At 66.5% G+C, this 18,961-nt stretch carries 16 protein-coding genes; 1 reads left to right on the top strand and 15 read right to left on the bottom strand.

The window, feature by feature from the left end:
* Positions 1-85: 85 nt before the first annotated feature.
* The 5 genes from FHG09_RS13285 to cysK all read right to left on the bottom strand — a co-directional run bounded on the left by FHG09_RS13285 (position 86) and on the right by cysK (position 4,523).
* The gene (locus tag FHG09_RS13285; protein WP_152348136.1) at positions 86-553 is read right to left on the bottom strand and encodes a MarR family winged helix-turn-helix transcriptional regulator; all 468 of its coding nucleotides are present in this window, start codon (positions 551-553) and stop codon (positions 86-88) included.
* A gap of 1 nt (position 554) precedes the next feature.
* On the bottom strand, positions 555-1,277 hold the full coding sequence (locus FHG09_RS13280; protein ID WP_227492759.1) for an NAD(P)H-dependent oxidoreductase: 723 nt from the start codon (positions 1,275-1,277) through the stop codon (positions 555-557).
* On the bottom strand, positions 1,274-2,452 hold the full coding sequence (locus FHG09_RS13275; RefSeq protein ID WP_152348135.1) for an LLM class flavin-dependent oxidoreductase: 1,179 nt from the start codon (positions 2,450-2,452) through the stop codon (positions 1,274-1,276). The genes FHG09_RS13280 and FHG09_RS13275 overlap by 4 nt, the downstream gene beginning before the upstream one ends.
* Before the next feature lie 369 nt (positions 2,453-2,821).
* Positions 2,822-3,496, bottom strand: coding sequence for a serine O-acetyltransferase (gene cysE / locus FHG09_RS13270; protein ID WP_152348366.1), 675 nt, complete (start codon positions 3,494-3,496; stop codon positions 2,822-2,824).
* A 100-nt stretch (positions 3,497-3,596) separates the two neighbouring features.
* Positions 3,597-4,523, bottom strand: a complete 927-nt coding sequence (gene cysK / locus FHG09_RS13265; RefSeq protein ID WP_152348134.1) for a cysteine synthase A — start codon at positions 4,521-4,523, stop codon at positions 3,597-3,599.
* A 472-nt stretch (positions 4,524-4,995) separates the two neighbouring features.
* Here cysK and def point away from each other — a divergent pair, with 472 nt between their 5' ends.
* Complete coding sequence (gene def, locus FHG09_RS13260) at positions 4,996-5,568, top strand: peptide deformylase (RefSeq protein WP_152348133.1); 573 nt, start codon at positions 4,996-4,998, stop codon at positions 5,566-5,568.
* 18 nt (positions 5,569-5,586) lie between these two features.
* Here the strand turns inward: def and FHG09_RS13255 are convergent, their stop codons facing one another.
* The 10 genes from FHG09_RS13255 to FHG09_RS13210 form a co-directional block, all read right to left on the bottom strand.
* The gene (locus tag FHG09_RS13255) at positions 5,587-6,621 is read right to left on the bottom strand and encodes a hypothetical protein (RefSeq protein WP_227492758.1); all 1,035 of its coding nucleotides are present in this window, start codon (positions 6,619-6,621) and stop codon (positions 5,587-5,589) included.
* A gap of 211 nt (positions 6,622-6,832) precedes the next feature.
* Positions 6,833-8,314, bottom strand: a complete 1,482-nt coding sequence (gene gatB / locus FHG09_RS13250) for an Asp-tRNA(Asn)/Glu-tRNA(Gln) amidotransferase subunit GatB (RefSeq protein WP_152348132.1) — start codon at positions 8,312-8,314, stop codon at positions 6,833-6,835.
* Positions 8,311-9,813, bottom strand: a complete 1,503-nt coding sequence (gatA, locus tag FHG09_RS13245; protein WP_152348131.1) for an Asp-tRNA(Asn)/Glu-tRNA(Gln) amidotransferase subunit GatA — start codon at positions 9,811-9,813, stop codon at positions 8,311-8,313. Before gatA ends, gatB begins: the two co-directional genes overlap by 4 nt.
* A gap of 1 nt (position 9,814) precedes the next feature.
* On the bottom strand, positions 9,815-10,120 hold the full coding sequence (gene gatC / locus FHG09_RS13240) for an Asp-tRNA(Asn)/Glu-tRNA(Gln) amidotransferase subunit GatC (RefSeq protein ID WP_135808767.1): 306 nt from the start codon (positions 10,118-10,120) through the stop codon (positions 9,815-9,817).
* Positions 10,121-10,274: 154 nt separating this feature from the next.
* Positions 10,275-10,814: a hypothetical protein gene (locus FHG09_RS13235; protein ID WP_152348130.1), complete on the bottom strand. Its 540-nt coding sequence runs from the start codon at positions 10,812-10,814 to the stop codon at positions 10,275-10,277.
* 156 nt (positions 10,815-10,970) lie between these two features.
* Complete coding sequence (gene ligA, locus FHG09_RS13230; RefSeq protein WP_152348129.1) at positions 10,971-13,214, bottom strand: NAD-dependent DNA ligase LigA; 2,244 nt, start codon at positions 13,212-13,214, stop codon at positions 10,971-10,973.
* The gene (locus tag FHG09_RS13225) at positions 13,211-14,371 is read right to left on the bottom strand and encodes a hypothetical protein (protein WP_227492757.1); all 1,161 of its coding nucleotides are present in this window, start codon (positions 14,369-14,371) and stop codon (positions 13,211-13,213) included. Before FHG09_RS13225 ends, ligA begins: the two co-directional genes overlap by 4 nt.
* On the bottom strand, positions 14,364-16,454 hold the full coding sequence (locus tag FHG09_RS13220) for a prolyl oligopeptidase family serine peptidase (protein ID WP_152348128.1): 2,091 nt from the start codon (positions 16,452-16,454) through the stop codon (positions 14,364-14,366). The genes FHG09_RS13225 and FHG09_RS13220 overlap by 8 nt, the downstream gene beginning before the upstream one ends.
* Before the next feature lie 67 nt (positions 16,455-16,521).
* A complete protein-coding gene (mnmA, locus tag FHG09_RS13215) occupies positions 16,522-17,736 on the bottom strand; it encodes a tRNA 2-thiouridine(34) synthase MnmA (protein ID WP_152348127.1) in 1,215 nt (404 codons plus the stop codon).
* Entirely contained in the window at positions 17,733-18,944 is a 1,212-nt protein-coding gene (locus FHG09_RS13210; protein WP_152348126.1) for a cysteine desulfurase family protein, read from the bottom strand. Before FHG09_RS13210 ends, mnmA begins: the two co-directional genes overlap by 4 nt.
* Positions 18,945-18,961: the final 17 nt, after the last annotated feature.

Raw genomic sequence — 18,961 nt, 5'->3', positions numbered from 1 at the left:
CTCAGTGCCGAGACCTCCGTCACTCTGAGATGACGGGCCTCGTCACTCGAGCAGGACCCGCCTCAGCACTCGGGCAGAGCATCCCTCAGCACTCGGGCAGAGCATCCCCGATCCGAGTGAAGACGGCCTCGATCACCTCGAGTTCGGCATCGCTGACATGGCCGAAGAAGATCTCGTCGACATAGCTCTTGTGCTGGGACCCGGCGGCCAGGAATGCCCGCGCCCCCGCCTCGGTCAGCGCCACATTGTGGGCACGCCCGTCCTCGGGGCACTGGGTCTTCGTCACCAGCCCCGCGTCGACGAGGACCTTGATCCGATAGTTCAGCCGCGATGGCGAGAAGACGAGCTTCTTCGCCAGAGCGCTCATCGTCAGCGTCCGGTCCGGCGCTTCCCACAGCAGGAGCAGAGTGTTGTAGTCGCTGACGTCGAGCCCCGCATCGTCCTTGAGCTGGACCTCGAGGGCCTGGCGGATGCGCTGCGAGGTCTCGAAATAGGTCCGCCACGCGTTCTGCGCCAGCGCCTCCCGTCCGAGCCCGAATCTGATCTCCGTCATCTCAGCCCTCGAGCAGCTGCGCGAACGGGGTGACGTTCGCAGGGTCGAATTCGTCGACGGTTCCGCGGGAACCCGTTCCCGCGGCCGCGGCCGCTGCCTGCCCGCCTGGGAACCGCGCGGTGACGGAATCGGGGGCGGCCACCTCGGCGAGGTCGTCGTTTCCGGCCCCGATGATCGTTGCGGTCAGGGACACGAGCTCCTCCCCCGCCTGGCGGATCCGGGCGGTCAGCGCCCGGCCGCCCTCGACCGTCCCCCAGTCGTCGGTCGCGGCGAAGACCGTCGTGGGCACGACGATGCCCTTGAGGTAAGACAGCATCGGCCGCAGCACCGCATCCCCGGCCAGCGAATGGCGCGCCGTGCCGCCGGTGGAGGCGATGAGCACGGGCTTGCGGCTCAGCGCCTTGTCGTCGATGAGCTGCCAGAACAGCGTGTGCAGACCCACCGGGGCGGCCTTGTACACCGGAGCGACCGTGACGATCGCGTCGGCTGCCGCGATGGTCGCGAAGGCCGTCTCCAGGGATTCGGACCGGAACCCGGTCAGGGTCATATCCGTGAGCGCGGTGGCGAGGTTGCGGATGTTGATGACGCCCGTGGTCACATCGATGCCCACCGATTCCCCCGCCGAGGCGGCCCTGTCGAGAATCCGATTCGTGAGTTTGAGCGTGGTCGAGTCCTCGCTGAGCGAGGTGGTCACGGCCACGATGTTCATCGTGTTCGTGCTCATGCTTGGTCGGCTCCTTCCTGTGCCGCTTCGGCGGCGCGTGCCTGGCGGTCTTCGAAGGCGCGCGATCCTTCTCCGCCGCCGGGGATCGGGTCGCGGCCTTCCCTGTGCCGGATGACCAGGGACTCGTGGTTCGGCGCATCGGGGACGTCGGCTGGACGGCCCTTCGCGAATTCCTCACGCAGCACCGGGATGACCTCTTCGCCGAGGAGGTCGAGCTGTTCGAGCACGGCCTTCTGCGGCAGTCCCGCGTGGTCGATGAGGAACAGCTGACGCTGGTAGTCCCCGGCCCAGTCGCGGAAGCTCAGGGTGCGCTCGATGACCTGCTGCGGCGAACCGACGGTCAGCGGGGTCTGCGTCGAGAAGTCCTCGAGGCTGGGTCCGTGACCGTAGACCGGCGCGTTGTCGAAGTAGGGGCGGAACTCACGGACGGCGTCCTGGGAGTTCTTGCACATGAACACCTGACCGCCGAGGCCGACGATCGCCTGGCTGGCCGTGCCGTGGCCGTAGTACTCATAGCGCTGACGGTAGAGCTGGACCATCCGGGCGGTGTGCGAGGTCGGCCAGAAGATGTTGTTGTGGAAGAACCCGTCGCCGTAGTAGGCCGCCTGCTCGGCGATCTCGGGGCTGCGGATCGAACCGTGCCACACGAACGGCGGCACCTCGTCGAGCGGGGTCGGGGTCACCGTGAAACCATTGAGAGGAGTCCGGAACTTGCCTTCCCAGTCGAGGTTCTTCTCCCGCCACAGACGGTAGAGGAGGTTGTAGTTCTCGACGGCCAGCGGGATGCCGGCACGGATGTCCTTGCCGAACCACGGGTAGACGGGGCCGGTGTTGCCGCGGCCCATGATCAGGCTGATGCGACCGTCGGACAGATGCTGCGCGTAGGAGTAGTCCTCGGCGATGCGCACGGGATCGGTCGTGGTGATGAGGGTCGTCGCCGTGGAGAGTTCGAGTGTCGAAGTCTGTGCGGCGATGTTCGCCAGCAGGACCGGCGGGTTCGCCGGGGCCACGAAGGGCGGGTTGTGGTGCTGACCGGTGGCGAAGACGTCGAGGCCCACTTCCTCTGCCTTCTTCGCGATCTCGACGGTGTTCTTGATCCGCTGGTGTTCGCTGACGGTGGTGCCGTCGGTGGGGTCGGTGGTGACATCGCCGATGGTGAAGATTCCGAATTCCATGACGCCTCCTGCTTCTGGGCCCCTGCGGGTCGCGCGGTCGCCCTGCTGATTGAACTAACTTCAATTTTGAAGTAACTAGTTGAAATCTTAACAGAAGTGGTCGCCAAAGTATTCCCGGCTGCCGAGTGGGAGGTCATTGAGCGGATTCTCTGGTCGATCCGCGGTGATATTCCGGTCCCCAGCGCCCCGGATCGACCAGACAATGAACCCAAAGCGACCCCTGCCCGTAGGCAGGAGCCGCGCGTGGTCGGTCCACCGTGGTCGGAGGCGCAACCGAGTGACGCCGAGGAGGTGGAACCGAGTGGTGCCCGCGAGGTGGAGCCGACCGACGCCGAGGAGGTGGAACAGGCCCTGGTCGAGGGCGCGAACTCAGATCCAGAGGGCGGGGTCCTCGAGGACGAAGTCCGGATGCCGCGTTGACGATTCGGCCTCAGCTTTCGCCGCGGAGGCTCCATCCTTCTTCTTCGAACGCACGGTCGCGGGGATGCCCACGGCGCTCGAATCGGCTGCCACGTCCTTGACGACGACGGCATTGGCTCCGACCGCGGAGTTGTCGCCGACGACGACAGGGCCGAGGATCTTCGCCCCGGCCCCGACGAGCACGTGGTTGCCGATCGTCGGGTGACGCTTCGCCTGTGCCATCGACGTGCCGCCGAGGGTGACCTGGTGGTAGAGCATGACGTCGTCGCCGATCTCCGAGGTCTCGCCGATGACGACTCCGTTGGCATGATCGATGAAGAATCGACGTCCGATCTCCGCCCCCGGGTGGATCTCCACACCGGTCAGCGTCCGCACCAGCTGAGACATCAGTCGCGCCGGGGTCTTTCCTGCGTCGTGCTGCCACAGCCGGTGGAGTCCGCGGTGCGCCCAGATGGCGTGCATTCCGGGATAGGAGACCAGCGAGACGAAGTCGCTCGTCGCCGCAGGGTCCCGTCGCCGCACGGTATCGAGGTCTTCGCGCAGGGTCTCACGCACCCCGGGTCGGCTGAACCCGTACGCTGCCGCTCCCGCGATCGCGGCGGCCGCAGTCCACAGTGCCTTCATCATGTCCGTCCTTATTCTGCTCTTGGTTCTGTCCGTCGAGGATGTGAGACAGTGAGGGCGCCAAACCGGAGTTTGACGCCCTCATGTCGATCGCTCGCTGTCAGTCGAGGTATTCGGAGAACAGCGGTGTCGACAGGTACCGCTCACCATAGCTCGGGATGATGACAACGACTCGCTTACCCGCATTTTCCGGTCGAGAAGCGACCTCCTCAGCTGCGAAAAGGGCGGCACCCGAGGAGATTCCGACGAGCAGACCCTCTTCCTTGGCCACTTCACGAGCGCGCTCGATGGCCACCTCGTTGTCGACATCGACGACCTCATCGTAGATCTCCGTGTCGAGGATGCCGGGGATGAAGTTCGCACCGAGCCCCTGGATCGCGTGGGGTCCGGCTTTGCCTTCGGTCAGAAGCGGCGATGCGGCGGGCTCGACGGCGACGATCTTGACGTCGGGGTTCGCCTCACGCAACGCAGCCCCTGCGCCGGAGATCGTTCCGCCCGTTCCGATTCCCGCAACAAAGATGTCGACCTTGCCATCGGTATCGGCGAGGATCTCGGGGCCGGTGGCGGCCTTGTGGATAGCGACATTGGCCTTGTTCTCGAACTGACGCACGAGCACCGCGCCTTCCGCAGCGACCTCTTCGGCCTTCTCCACGGCGCCTTTCATGCCAGCAGCCTTGTCCGTGAGGACGAGTTCGGCACCGAAGGCGCGCAGAAGTGCACGACGTTCCTTCGACATCGACTCGGGCATGGTGAGGACGACCTTGTAGCCACGCGAGGTGCCGACCATGGCCAGAGCGATGCCGGTGTTGCCCGAGGTGGCCTCGACGATGGTTCCGCCGGGCTTGAGTTCACCGGACTGCTCGGCTGCGTCGATCATCGCCACGCCGATGCGGTCCTTGACCGAGTTGCCGGGGTTGGACGATTCGAGCTTGGCCACGATCTCAGCGCCCGAGCGCTCGCTGGCCTTGTTGACGCGGACCAGCGGTGTACGGCCGACCAGTTCGGAGACATTGTTGAAGATAGTCAAAGTAAGTCCTTTCACGCTACTGTGTGCACCCGCCGTCACAGGCCTCTCGCCACTCGGCAGAGCGGTTCCGGCAAGGGTTGAGCGACAGCTTTCATCTCGTGGTCCGAGACGGTTTACCCTCATCATAACCACGCCGACCCTGAACATGTTCCCAGATATGTTGCTCAACAATACCTGTTCGCTGGGGGCGAAACTTTGTGACAATCTGTATCACGATCCCGGAATTCTCGCATATCTATCCACTCGCTCGAGTTTCGGATCCCGTCAACCGCTGAGCAATCAGAACGGAGAATCACCGAGGTGGCCGCACCGGTGAGTTCGTCGCTGCGGTGCCGACGTCGCCCCACTCGGGTGCGATGTCTGTGTGCTGCGAAAACATGAGACGCCGAGGCACCCCTCCCCGCGTTCGAGCCATGGAGCTGTCACCGGGCGGAGTCCGACGCCGTCTCAGGGGACCGATACGATTGTGCTCATGGCTATTCATCCCATCGTCGTCTGCGGCGAGCCCGTTCTGCATCGTCGTGCCGAGAAGGTCAGCGAGTTCGACGAGAGTCTTGCCGAACTCGTCGCCGACATGCACGAGACACTCGACGCCAGCAACGGTGTCGGCCTGGCCGCACCGCAGATCGGCGTCGGCAGATCCATCTTCGTCTTCCATGCCGACGATGGCTATGGAGAGCGCCGCCGCGGCACCTTCATCAATCCTGTGCTCATCGCGTCGAAGGTTCCTGACACCCGCCCGGACCCGGATGACGAGTCCGAAGGATGCCTGTCGGTGCCGTCTCTCGACTTCCCTCTCAAACGCGCCGAGAGGGTCACCGTCAACGGCTTCGACGAGAACGGTGAAGCAGTGACGCTGAGCGCGGACGGATGGTTCGCCCGCATCATGCAGCACGAATACGACCATCTGCAGGGGACGCTCTACGTCGACCGACTCGACAAGCGCTGGTCGAAGAAGTGGAAGAGAGCCCAGGAGGCTCATGGCTACAACCAGCCGGGACTGTCATGGATGCCGGGGGTCGATCCCGACCCCTTCGGTCACTGAGTTCGGCCCAGCTGGGGCCTAAGCTTCGAGTTCGTCGACGGACTTCTGCGCCGCGGCCAGACGGGTATCGAAGTCGTCGAAGTCATCGGCGGTCTGATCGAGTTCGGCGACGAGTCCGGAGATGATCGAGGACTGCGAGTCCGCGTCGATGCGCAGCTCTCTGAACTGCCAATCGGCGGAATCGTCGGCGGCGGTGCGGGAGAGCACATCGAGCACTCGATCGCCGAGTTCGCGGGAGCGTTCGGAGTTGTGCAGCAGCATGAGCTGCTGGTCGAGTTCGAGCAGCCGCTCATAGTATTCGTGCATCGACTCCACGCGGCGGGCCATCGACGAGAATGCGACGGCCAGCTTAGACAGGTACGTCTCCACGGACTTCGCGGTCCCCGCATCGCGGATGTCTTCGATCTCCTCGCGCAGGCTGACGAGTTCCTGCAGGCGCACTCCGATGGAGGCCACGGCATGGTCGAGGTCGACGCGGGAAACGTGGTCTTTCAGTATCGGATGGGTCCACGCACGAGTGCGCACGATCTTCCGGGCGATCGTGACCGCCAGATGGAACAGACGCTGTTCGTCGGTGTCGCGGCCGTCCTTGCGACCGGGCAGATAGCCGAGGCTGGCCGGGGTCACCCATTTGGCGCCCGAGACCTTGCGCCGATTCTTCCGGCTCAGACGCTTCGGATCACGCAGATATTTGGGACCAGTGACCGCGGCGAAGATCCCGGTGCCCAGGGCCGTGGCCGCACCCATGCCGCCGAAGGTCAGGGCAGCATCGGCGAATCCCGAGACCAGGGCCAGTCCCCCGGGTGCTGCGAATCCTGCGGTCACGGCAGTGCCGGCAGCGGTGCCGCCCTTGAACAGAACGCTGGAGCGGAAGAAGTTCCGGCTCATCCCACCGGTGAGCATGATCGCGCTGGGGGCTCCGGCCGTATAGCGGTATCCGCGGGCGCTCCACGCCCGCAGCACAGCCTCGTTGACGCTGTCGGGCACGAGCACCCGATAGATCGGCGCGGACTTCCCGCATTCGCTCTTCCACAGCGACTTCCACTCAGACACCGCTTCACCTCCACGCGTGTGGGTCACGCACTCGGCCCTGCCCTGCGGGCCGTCAGCTGCGGGGAATGCGAACAGCCACACCCTCCGCTGTGCTCGGGAAACCGGTCGGTTCCCTTGGACGCACAGTCTAGAGGGTGTGGCTGGATCAATCCTGAGTCTTGCTCGGCACTGTCAGGCACCGGCGTCGACCAGGATCAGTTCGGACCTGTACTCAGCCGTTGATCTTGGCGAGGATGAGGTCCTTGGCCTTTCCGGCATCGGCCTGTCCGCGGGTGGCCTTCATGATCGGGCCCATGAGCGCGCCGATGGCCTGCATCTTTCCGCCCTTGATCTTCTCGACCACATCGGGGTTGGCCGCGATGGCCTCCTCGACGGCGGCTTCGAGTGCACCGGTGTCCTCGACGATTTCGAGGTCGCGGGTCTTCATCACCTCGGCGGGCTCGCCTTCGCCTGCGACGACTCCGGTAAGCACATCCTTTGCCAGCTTGTCGTTGAGCTTGCCCTGTCCGATGAGGTCGACGAGTCCTGCCACCTGGGCGGGTGTGACGATCTCGGTGGGGTGCTTGTCCTCCTGATTGGCCAGGCGGGCGACCTCACCGGTCCACCATTTGCGAGCCTGGGCAGGCTTCGCACCGGCGGTGACGGTGTCCTCGATGGCTTCGAGGAGTCCGGCGTTGACGATGTCGCGCATCTCGAGGTCGGAGAACTTCCACTCCGCGAGGAGGCGGCGACGTTTCTGCGCCGGCAGCTCGGGCAGGCTCGCCCGCAGCTGTTCGACCCAGTCGCGGGAGGGTTGCAGCGGAACGAGGTCGGGCTCGGGGAAGTACCGGTAGTCGTCGGCGTCGGACTTCGGACGTCCCGACGAGGTCTCTCCGGTCTCCTCGTGGAAGTGTCGGGTCTCCTGGACGACCTTCTCCCCTGCCTCGAGCAGTGTCGCCTGGCGGGCGATCTCGAAGCGCACTGCGCGTTCGATCGAGCGGAAGGAGTTGACGTTCTTCGTCTCCGTGCGGGTGCCCAGCGGGGCGTCCGGGCTCTCCCGCAGGGAGACGTTGACGTCGGCGCGGACGTTGCCCTGTTCCATGCGGGCTTCGGAGACCTCGAGGGCGCGGAAGATGTCACGCAGGGTGCGCACATAGGCGGCGGCCACCTCGGCGGCTCTCTCCCCTGTCCCGGTGATCGGGTGGGTGACGATCTCGACGAGCGGAACACCGGCGCGGTTGTAGTCGACGAGGGAATGGTCGGCACCCTGGATGCGGCCGGTGGCCCCTCCCACGTGGGTGTTCTTACCTGCGTCTTCCTCCATGTGGGCGCGCTCGACGGGGACGGTGACGATGGTCCCGTCCTCGAGTTCGACCTCGACCTGGCCCTCGGCCGCGATGGGCTCATCGGACTGGCTGGTCTGGAAGTCCTTGGGCACGTCAGGGTAGAAGTAGTTCTTGCGCGCGAACCGGCAGGTCTCGGCGATTTCGCAGCCGAGCGCCAGACCGATCTTGATCGCGTACTCCACACCCTTCTCGTTGACCACGGGCAGGGACCCGGGCAGGCCGAGGGAGGTGGGGGTCACGTTAGTGTTCGGTCCGCCGCCGAAGGTGTTGGGGGCGGCGTCGAACATCTTGGTCGCGGTGCCGAGTTCGACGTGGACCTCGATGCCGATGACCGGATCGTATTTCTTGATCGCGTCTTCGTATTTCACTTGGCTTCCAGTCCTTCCGCGAGAGTGTCGAGCACGCGTCCGCCGACGGCTTCGAGTGCGGCTTCCAGGGGGCCTGCCACCTCGTAGAGTTTGATGTCCTCACGGGCCGGGGCCAGGATCTGGAAGCCGACGGGCAGACCATCGGCCAGACCGGCAGGCAGGGACAGTCCGGGGATTCCGGCGAGGTTCGCCGGGATCGTCGCCACGTCGCCGAGGTAAAGGGCCATCGGGTCGGCGGCCTTCTCCGCACCGAACTTCAGCGCGGTCGTCGGTGCCGTAGGGGACACGAGGACATCGCAGGCGGCGAAGGCCTTGGCGAAGTCGTTCTGAACGAGGGTGCGGATCTTCTGCGCCGAACCGTAGTAGGCGTCGAAGTAGCCGGCCGACAGGGCGTAGGTGCCGAGGATGATGCGGCGCTTGACCTCATCGCCGAAGCCCGCGGCGCGGGTGGCGGACATGACGGTCTCGGCAGTGACGGGGCCGGACTCGGGTTCGACGCGCAGGCCGTAGCGCATGCCGTCGTAGCGGGCCAGGTTCGAGGACACCTCGGAGGGCATGATGAGGTAGTAGGCGTCGAGGGCGTAGGAGATCGACGGGCAGTCGACCTCGACGATCTCGGCACTGGCGGCGGCAGCGGTCTCGAGCGCGGCGGTGAACGCGGTGCGGACTCCGTCCTGGTAGCCCTCACCGGCCAGCTGCTTGATGACCCCGAGCTTCTTGCCCTTGAGGTCGCTGGTCTGGGCGGCGCCCAGGAATCCGGCCACGTCATCGGGCAGCGAGGTCGAATCGAGCGGATCGTGTCCGGCCAGCAGTTCGTGCAAAGCCGCGGCATCGGCGACCGAACGGCCCATCGGTCCGACCTGGTCGAGGCTCGAGGCCATGGCGATGATGCCGAAGCGCGAGATCGAGCCGTAGGTCGGCTTCACGCCGACGGTACCGGTGAATGCGGCGGGCTGGCGGACGGATCCGCCGGTGTCGGTGCCCACGGACAGCGGAGCCTGGAATCCGGCGAGGGCTGCGGCCGCGCCTCCGGAGGAACCGCCGGGCACATGCTCGAGGTTCCACGGGTTGCGGGTGTTGCCGAAGGCCGAGTGCTCGGTCGTCGATCCCATGGCGAACTCGTCGAGGTTGGTCTTGCCGAGCACCGGCAGACCGGCGTTCTTGACCTTGTTGTGCACCGTCGACTCATAGGGCGGAACCCAGTTCTCGAGCATCTTCGATCCGGCGGTGGTGGCCACGCCCTCGGTGACGACGAGATCCTTCAGCGCCACCGGGACACCGGCCAGGGCGTGGAGGTCCTCCCCGGCGGAACGCTTGGCATCGACGGCTTTCGCCGTCTCCAGGGCGAGTTCGTCGGTGACGGTGATGAAGGAGTTGAAGTCATCCTCGGTGGAGGCGATGCGGTCGAGGTGCACCTGCGTGACTTCGACGGAGGAGAACTCGCCGGAGGCCAGTCCTGCGGCGAGTTCGAGAGCGCTCTTTTTCGTCAGTTCGGTCATCTCATTCCTCCCCGAGGATCTGCGGGACGAGGAACTTGTCGTCCTCGGCGGCCGGGGCCGAGGCCAGTGCCTGTTCGCTGGTCAGCGTCTCGCCCACGACGTCGGGGCGCATGACGTTCGTCAGCGGGATGGGGTGGCTGGTTGCGGGCACATCGTCGCCGGCCACTTCGTTGACCCTGGCGACGTTTCCCAGAATTGTGCTGAGATCACCGGCGAGCGATTTCAGCTCGTCCTCGCCCATGGCGATCCGAGACAGTGAAGCCAGATGCTCCACCTGTTCGGGGGTGATTGCGGAAGACTCCGTCATTCCCTGCCTTTCATCGTCGTTAACACTGACACCCCAGTCTAGTCTCTCCACCGGACGCGGTTCCGAGGTCGCGCTGTGACTTTCCCCCAGAACTACCTGACGGCGGCCCAGCAACCTCGCGCGAGGTTGCTGGGCCGCCGTCGGGTAGTAATTGTTAGGGGGTGAGGCGTTCGGGCCAGGTGCGGTCGCCGTGGATGTACGGGGCGATGTCGGCGAGGACTCGGTCGGCGTCGGCCTGGGTGAATTCGCCTGCCGCGACTCCGGCCTGCAGATCGGCGGACAGGTCTGCGATGCGATCCTTTGCGTCGGCCGCAGTGGCCGCGACGAGTTCCGTGCCGGTCGACAGCGCGCCAGCCGACAGTGTGCCGGTCGAGAGGGCGTCGGTCGACAATGCGCCGGCCGAGAGTGCACCGGTCGCCTGTCTTCCGGTGAAAGCCGGGCCTCTAGCCGAGTCATCGACGATCGTGCCTTCGAGCACTGGCTCATCCTGGGCTGTGCCCGCCTCCTCGGTTCGCCCGCTGGACGGAGCGGCCGGAGTGCGCATGGAGGTCAGCGCCGGCTGTGCGCTGCGTTTGGTGCTGTGCGGACCCGGGTTGAGAACCAGGTCGGCCAGTCCTGCCGTCAACGGTACCGCTGTCATGGCCGCGGCGACGACCACACAGGTACCGGCGAGGAGTCGGGGAATCCATCTCATGTCCCACACTCTTCCATCCGAAGCTGTCTCTGAGCTTGACTGAGTCTGAACCCCGACTTCGAGTTCGGTCACGAATGAGTACGCAGCCGCACCATGGAACCTCCGGGATCCAGCATGTATTCCCTTCAGGCACCAGGCACGGTGCTCAGACAGCATTCAGTCGAGGCTGCCGGTCTCCAGCAGAACTCTGAATTGGTCCTCGTCGAGCACGGGCACACCCAGCGACTCGGCCTTGTCCAGCTTCGATCCGGCGTTCTCACCGGCGACGACATAGTCCGTCTTCTTCGATACCGAGCCCGCCGCCTTCCCTCCGGCACCGAGGATCGCCTCCTTGATCCCGTCTCGGGTGAAGGAGCTCAGCGATCCCGTGGCCACGATCGTCAGCCCTTCCAGTGTCTGCGCAGCAGACTCGACCTCGTCGTCCTCCATCCGCACTCCGGCTGCCGCCCAGGTCTCGACGATCTCGATATGCCAGTCGACCTCGAACCAGTCGCGCAGGCTCTTCGCGATTGTCGGACCGATGCCCTCGACCGCGGAGAGCTCTTCTTCTCCCGCTTCACGGATGGCGCCGAGAGTGCGGAACTTCGCGGCCAGGGTCCGCGCCGCGGTCGGTCCGACATGGCGGATCGACAGGGCCACGAGCACCCGCCACAGATCCTGATCCTTCGCCTTCTCGAGCTCATCGAAGAGCTTCTTCGTGTTCGCGCTCGGGGCACTCGGCTTCTTCGCGGTCCCGCGGGTGTAGAAGTAGGGCACGAGCTCCCGCTCACCGGTCTCCACACCCTTGACCTTCTTGTCCCGCCAGATCTTGACGTCGGCCAGTACCTCCGGGGTCAGGTCGAAGAGAAAGGCCTCCGAGGTCAACGGCGGGGTCTCCGGTTCGGCCGGCGCCGTCAGCGCCAGTGCGGCTTCCTCCCCGAGGGCTTCGATGTCGAAGGCCGCCCGGGAGGCGAGGTAGAAGATGCGATTGGCCAGCTGGGCCGGGCACGACCGCGAGTTCGGGCAGCGCAGATCCTTGTCGCCCTCTTTCTGCTCACCGAGTTCGGTCCCGCAGGACGGACAGTGGGTGGGCATGACGAATTCGAGTTCGGACCCGTCGCGCAGCGCCGCGACCGGGCCGAGCACCTCGGGGATGACGTCGCCGGCCTTGCGCAGCGTGACGGTGTCGCCGATGAGCACACCCTTGCGTCTGACCTCGTGCCCGTTGTGCAGGGTCGCCCGCTCCACGGTCGATCCGGCCACGGTCACCGGTTCCATCACGGCGAATGGCGTCACTCGCCCGGTCCGGCCCACCTGCACCTGGATGTCGAGGAGCTTCGTCGTGACCTCCTCGGGCGGGTATTTGAAGGCGGTCGCCCACCGCGGTGCGCGCGAGGTGTAGCCGAGGGTCTCCTGCACGGCGATATCGTCGATCTTGATGACGATTCCGTCGATCTCGTGGGTGACGTCGTGACGGTGTTCGCCGTAGTAGCCGATGAAATCCTCGATCTCGTCGACGGTGTCGAGGACCGTGTAATAGTCGCTGATCGGCAGACCCCACGACCGGAACTGCTCGTAGACCTCGGACTGGTGGGCCGGTTCCGGATGCGAATCGTCGGCCGGGGCCCACACGGCGATTCCGTGGACGAGCATGTGCAGGGGCCGGCGTGCCGTGACGGCCGGGTCCTTCTGCCGCAGCGAACCGGCCGCGGAGTTCCGCGGATTCGCGAAGGGCGCCTTGCCATCGGCGACGAGGGAGGCGTTGAGTTCGGCGAAATCCTCGACGGGGAAGAACACCTCACCGCGGATCTCGACCTCGGCCGGCGGGTGCTCCGTGTCGAGGTGGTGCGGGATATCGGAGATCGTGCGCACGTTCGCGGTGATGTCCTCACCGATGCGTCCGTCGCCGCGCGTGGCAGCGCGGACGAGTTCGCCGTTCCGGTAGAGCAGGTTGACGGCGAGTCCGTCGATCTTGAGTTCGCAGAGGAACTTCGACTTCGCCGAGGTGGCCGACCGCACCCGTTCGTACCAGGCACGCAGTTCGTCGTAGTCGAAGACGTTGTCGAGGCTGTACATCGGGCCGATGTGTTCGACCGGGTCGAAGGTCGAGGTGTCGACGACTCCGCCGACGGTCTGAGTCGGTGAGGAGTCGGTGACGAGTTCGGGGTACTTCGTCTCGAGGTCTTCGAGGCGGTGGACGAGCTCGTCGTACTCGGCATCGGAGACGAGCAGGGAGTCCTGATAGTAGGCGGCCCGCAGCTCCTCGATCCTCTCGGTCAGCTGAGCATGGGCCTGGGCGCGCTCGGCCGCGTCCGACAGATCGACCGCGGACAGGTCGAGGGTCGACCCGTCCGCCGACTTCGCTTCCGCCGACTTCGCGTCTGAGTTCTGCGAGTCTGCGTTCTCCGGTGTCGTGGTCATTCGATCTCCTCAAGAGCCCGCCGCAGACCGGCGGCGATGGTCATGGTTCCCCGGTTGTGTTCGGGACCGATCCCCTGCTGGTCCTCCAGCAGCGGCGGGTGGGTCATCGGCAGTTCCGGCCCGGCGACGATCCCGAAATCGCGCAGGCTCGCGTCTCCCATGCCGATGCGTGACCACGGGGTGCGGATCCGATCGCACCAGTGATTGACCGCGTCCGATCGCCCACCGGCCGTCGGCGGCAGGTGGATCCAGGTGCCGAGCCCCGCCTCGGCGAGGATCGCCAGCTGTTCCCAACTGTGTGATCTCAGGGCAGCCAACGGCACTGACACGGAACGGGCGCCGGTGCGGCGGAGCGCCTCGGCGGCGGGAATCTCCTTGCCCTGCAGGTGCAGAGGGTCGAGATTCGGCAGGGCCAGCACGGTGGGCGGGAGGTGACGCAGCGTGGATTCGAGCGCCGCCCACACCTGGGACTCGCTGATCGCGGGCAGGCTCGCCCACCCGGACACGGTCGGCCAGGTTCCGGTGAGGACCGGGGTCAGCCGGGATTCGACGAGGCGGACGGTCGGCTGCATGCCCAGGCCCGCGATCCGGTCGGTGAAGGCGGCGATGCCGAAGGCGTAGGCCTGTACAACGTCGCGTCGGGCGCCGTGATCGCCGAGGACGCGGGCGCCGGAGCTCAGGCTCAGCGCGGTCACGAGCGTCCACGGTCCCGGCAGGCTGATCTGGATCTGTCCGGGGCGGGACTGACCGTATTCGGCGATCGCGTCGAACGCTTCGATCAGGGCCGAGTCCTCGAGGCGTTCGTCCTTGCCCGCCGAGGTGGTCAGCCGCCATCCGTAGGAGGTGCGGTCGACGTGGAGTTCGGTGAGCAGCCCGACGGCGCGGCCGATCGAATCGGCTCCCCACCGGCTCTCGGCCTGGTGGGCGGTCAGAGGCACGGGCGGCAGCTGGTCGGCGAGGATGTCGAACCCTGCGGCTGCGGCTTCGCGGACGGGGCTGGTCGCGATATAGCCACGGCTCGGATCGCGGGATCCGGGCAGCCATATTCCCGTTGTCGTGGCGGCGGGCAGGACGGTTGTCGGGACCTCGGGGGCGGCCGCCTCGGCGGGAGTGGATCGGTCGCGATCGAGGCGGTTGGTGGGGTCGAGTTCAGCCATGCTGGTGCCCGCGCGGGATTTCGAAGACGTCGACATAGAATCCGAACTCGCTTTCCAGGGAATCGATGATGGTCTCGGCGCGGACGAAGCCGTGGGATTCGCCCTTGTACAGACGGTAAATGTACTCCACTCCGGCCAGTTCGAGTGTATCGACGAACTCCTGGGCCTGCGAGGGTGGGACGATCGGGTCGCGGTCGCCCTGCATGACGGCCACGGGCGCGCTGATATCGGTGGTCCGGCGGATCGGCGACCGGGTGATGTACTCGTCCTGGGCGGCGGGCCAGGGGCCGACGAGACTGTCGATGTAATGGGATTCGAAGTCGTGGGTGTCGACGACGAACCGCATGAGGTCGGTGACGCCGAAGTACGAGGTGCCGCACGCGAACACGTTCGTCGAGGCCAAAGCCGAGAACACCGTCCACCCGCCCGAGGAGGCTCCGGAGATCGCGATGCGCCGTGGGTCGGCGAGACCGGCCGTGACGAGTCCGTTGACCGCGGCGACGGTGTCCTCGACATCGACGACTCCCCACCCCCCGCGCAGACGGTCGCGCCAGGCGCGACCGAAACCGGTCGACCCGCCGTAGTTGACTTCGAGGACGCCGATGCCCTGGGAGGTGAAGAAGCTCGTGCGGGCCGTCATCTCCGGCGTCGCCTGCCCCGTGGGACCGCCGTGGATCGAAACGATGAAGGGCGGGAGCTCATCGTCGGGTGCCGCGAACCGGGGGTTGTGGGGCGGGTGGATGACGACGGGCACTCCCCCGAGTTCGCCGACCCGTGGGCGGGAGTAGTAGCTCTGATGGGTGTCGAGGCGTTCGCTGGCGATCTCGGTGAACAGTCCGGTCACCCGGTCGACGGCATAGAGGACTCCGGGACGCCTGGTCGACTTCGCCGTCAGCAACAGGTGGGTGCGCCCGAGATCGAGGAGTTCGATCGTGCCGAACGTCTCCCCCGTCGTGTCGATGGTCTCCCAGACTGCAGCGTCTGTCCCGCCTACGGCGTCTGTCCCGCCCACAGCCGGGCCGAAGTCCGTTTTGGCCGGGCCGTCTGTGAGTCGGCGGCGCACGAGCGTCGCCGTCGCCGCCTGCGAATGTGCCCACACCTCATCGCCGTCGTTGAGGTGCCAACGGGTGCCCAGCTGCCACAGGGCGCCGCCGATCTCCTCACCCGTGTCGATGACCGACCGCAGACGGTCGACGCCGATCGGTTCAGGTGCCGGTGCGTTCCGTTCGTCGGTGACGATGGGTCGCGTGACGACGGGGTCGAAATCGAGGCCGTACAGCGACCAGTGGCCCTCGTGGTCGGAGATGACGTGGAGGGAGGAGTCCGAGGTGAACTCCGGCTGCAGCAGGGAGATCCCGGGGTCGGTCGGGCTCGGCATCGCCGGATCGGCTCTGCGCGGGCGCTCGATCCCGTCGCCGCTGAGCACGGCGACCGCAGGCGTGGCAGGTGTGCGCACGTCGACCAGCCACAGGGTGGTTCCGTCCCAGGGCATGTTCGGGTGCTCCCAGCCGATGAATGCCAGGGTGCTGCCGTCGGGTGAGAGCCTGGGCCAGGCCATGAAATGAGAGTGGGTCGAGAGCACATTCGTCGTCCCGTGCTTCGTCAGCAGCACGATGGCGCGTTCGCGACGGGTGGACCGGCAGTCCTCGCGCACGCACAGGAGTCCCCATGGGCTCATGTGCAGATCTCCGTAGCGGATCCGCCCCGAGGTGTCCGGGGTCAGGGCATGCGGGGCACGCCCGGGAATGATCTGCCAGACGCGCTGATCAGCGGCGTTGACGAAGTAGATGACCTCGCTGCTCTGGTCGAGAGCCCATGAGGCTCCCCCGTATTCGTGGACGGCGGAGCGGATGTTGAAGCCGGCAGGAATGACCTGCTCACGCTCTCCCGGACGCGACAGTGACGTGCGGACGAGTCCGGTGCGGGCCTTCTCAGTGGGGATCTTCGTGGAGTAGAAGATCTCATCCCCGCGGAAGGCGGCGTCGAAGATCGGAGCGGCACCGGCGGCCACCTCGGCGGCGCCCAGAGGTGAAGACCAGGTTCCATAAGGTGCCGTGACGACATCTTGGGGACTTTCCTTCATGCCCCCAGAGTATCGCCAGTGACCGACATCGGCCCTGAACCCGCCACCTCGGGGAGGTGGGGCGGGCTCAGGCGTCGGCGAATTCGGGTGCCGGGGTGATGCGGTCCTTCGCCGTGGAGTCGATGGTGGCCTGGCCGAGCACGCGGGTGCCGCGGTAGATGACCATGGTCTGGCCCGGGGCCACTCCGGAGAGCTCCTCATCGACGTCGACGTGCATGAGCTGCCCGGCCGGACGTGCGGCCGGCACCTCGACCTCGTCGATGATCGGGTTCGCCTCATGCTCGGGTGCTTCGGCGACGAATTCGCCGAGCCAGGCACGGGCCGGCACCGGATCGGCGTGGGCGCGGATCTGGACCTCGCAGTCGATCGCCGAGGTGGGGGCGGAGCCCATGTCCGCCGGGGCCGCCCCGGCCCAGGAGGTGCGGATGCCGGTGAGATGGGAGACCGCGAGATCGCCGCGTGATCCCACGGTGACGGTGTTCGTCGCCGGGTCGAGACCGGTGACGAAGCGCGGTTTGCCGTCCGCGGCGGGCTTTTCGATGCCCAGACCCTTGCGCTGGCCGATCGTGTACGTCATCGCCCCGTCGTGCTCGCCGAGCACTTCGCCCTCGGCGTCCTTGATGAGTCCGGGACGCATCGGGATCTTATCGGCCAGCCACGCCTTCGTGTCCCCGTCGGGGATGAAGCAGATGTCGTAGGAGTCGGGCTTGTTCGCCACGGAGAACCCGCGTTCGGCCGCCTCGGCGCGCACTTCGGCCTTCGACGCGGTCGCACCGATCGGGAAGTAGCAGTGCTCGAGCTGATCGGAGGTGAGCACACCGAGGACGTAGGACTGGTCCTTGGCCAGGTCCTCACCGCGGTGCAGTTCGGGCCGACCGTCGTCATCGCGGACCACCTCGGCGTAGTGACCGGTGGCGATGGCGTCGAAGCCGAGGGCCAGGGCCCGGTCGAGGAGGGCGGCGAACTTGATGCGCTCATTGCAGCGCATGCACGGGTTCGGGGTCCGACCGGCCGCGTATTCGGCGATGAAGTCATCGACGATGTCTTCCTTGAACCTCTCGGAGAAGTCCCAGACGTAGAAGGGGATGTCGAGCATTCCCGCCACGCGGTGGGCGTCGCGGGAGTCTTCGATCGTGCAGCAGCCCCGCGATCCGGTGCGCAGGGTGCCGGGCATCCGGGACAGGGCCAAGTGGACGCCGACGACCTCGTGTCCGGCATCGACGGCGCGCGCGGCGGCCACGGACGAATCGACTCCGCCGGACATGGCGACGAGTACTCTCATGATGCTCCTTGCATCCATCGGGGTGTTGCCGAAACCATCCCGGCTCGGCGTGCCTGGTCGACGACCTCGGGAAGGGCCGTGAGCAGGGCATCGACATCGGCTTCGGTCGTGTCGTGACCGAGCGTGAAGCGTTGGGTGGTGCGGGCGCTGTCTTCATCCAACCCGCATGCCAGGAGCACATGGGAGGGACGGGAGACGCCGGCAGAACAGGCCGATCCCGTCGAGGTGGCCAACCCCCTGGCATCGAGACCGAAGAGCAGCGAGTCGCCCTCACAGCCCGGGAAGGTGAAATGGGCGTTGGCCGGCAGGCGGTCCGCTCCGCGCGGACCGGAGAGCACGGCACCGTCGATGCTCGATTCGATTCCCGCGATGAGGCGGTCGCGCAGACCCGACAGTCGTACCGCGCGGGCCTCGAGGTCGGCAGTGACGAGGTCGACGGCGGCGGCGAAGGCCACGGCACCGGCGACGTCGAGGGTGCCCGAGCGCACGCTGCGCTCCTGTCCCCCGCCGTGGAGGATGGGCGTCGGAGCCGCTGCGCGGTCGAGCAGGAGTGCGCCGATGCCGACGGGGCCGCCGATCTTGTGCGCGGTGATCGTCATCGCCGTCGCTTGGAGTGCGGCGAAGTCGAGCGGGATCTGTCCGAGCGCCTGCACGGCGTCGATGTGGAAGGGAATGCCGAGTTCGAAGGCCGCTTGCCCGATCTCGGCGATCGGCTGCAGAGTGCCGATCTCGTTGTTCGCGGCCATCACGCTGATGAGCGCGGTGCGTTCGGGGTCGCGATGCAGTTCGGCGGTCGCCGCGTCCAGATCGAGACGTCCTGCCGAGTCGACATCGAGGTAGACGGCTTCGGCGCCGAGGCTCTCCAGCCACTCCACGGCCTCGAGGATCGCAGGATGTTCGATCGTCGTCGTCAGCACCCGCGGGCGGGCCGGAGCGGTGAACGTCCCGTCGTTGCGGGAGAGGTAGAGCCCCTTGAGCGCGAAATTGTCCGCCTCGGTGCCTCCCGAAGTGAAGATCACCTCCGACGAGGTGGCCGCACCGACCGCACGGGCGATGTCCTCCCGTGCCTCTTCGATGCGCATCCGTGCCGCCTGGCCGACCGCGTGCAGGGCCGAGGGATTGGCCCTGCGGGCCAACTCCTTCGTGTACACCTCGAGCACCTCGGCGGGCATCGGCGAGGTGGCTGCGTGATCGAGATAGATGGGCACCCTGCAATTTTAGGGCG

The sequence above is a fragment of the Brevibacterium sp. CFH 10365 genome (assembly GCF_009299785.1).
Classification (GTDB): domain Bacteria; phylum Actinomycetota; class Actinomycetes; order Actinomycetales; family Brevibacteriaceae; genus Brevibacterium; species Brevibacterium limosum.
Note: the sequence above shows the minus strand (reverse complement) of the source record. Positions and strands in the feature narration are given on the sequence as shown.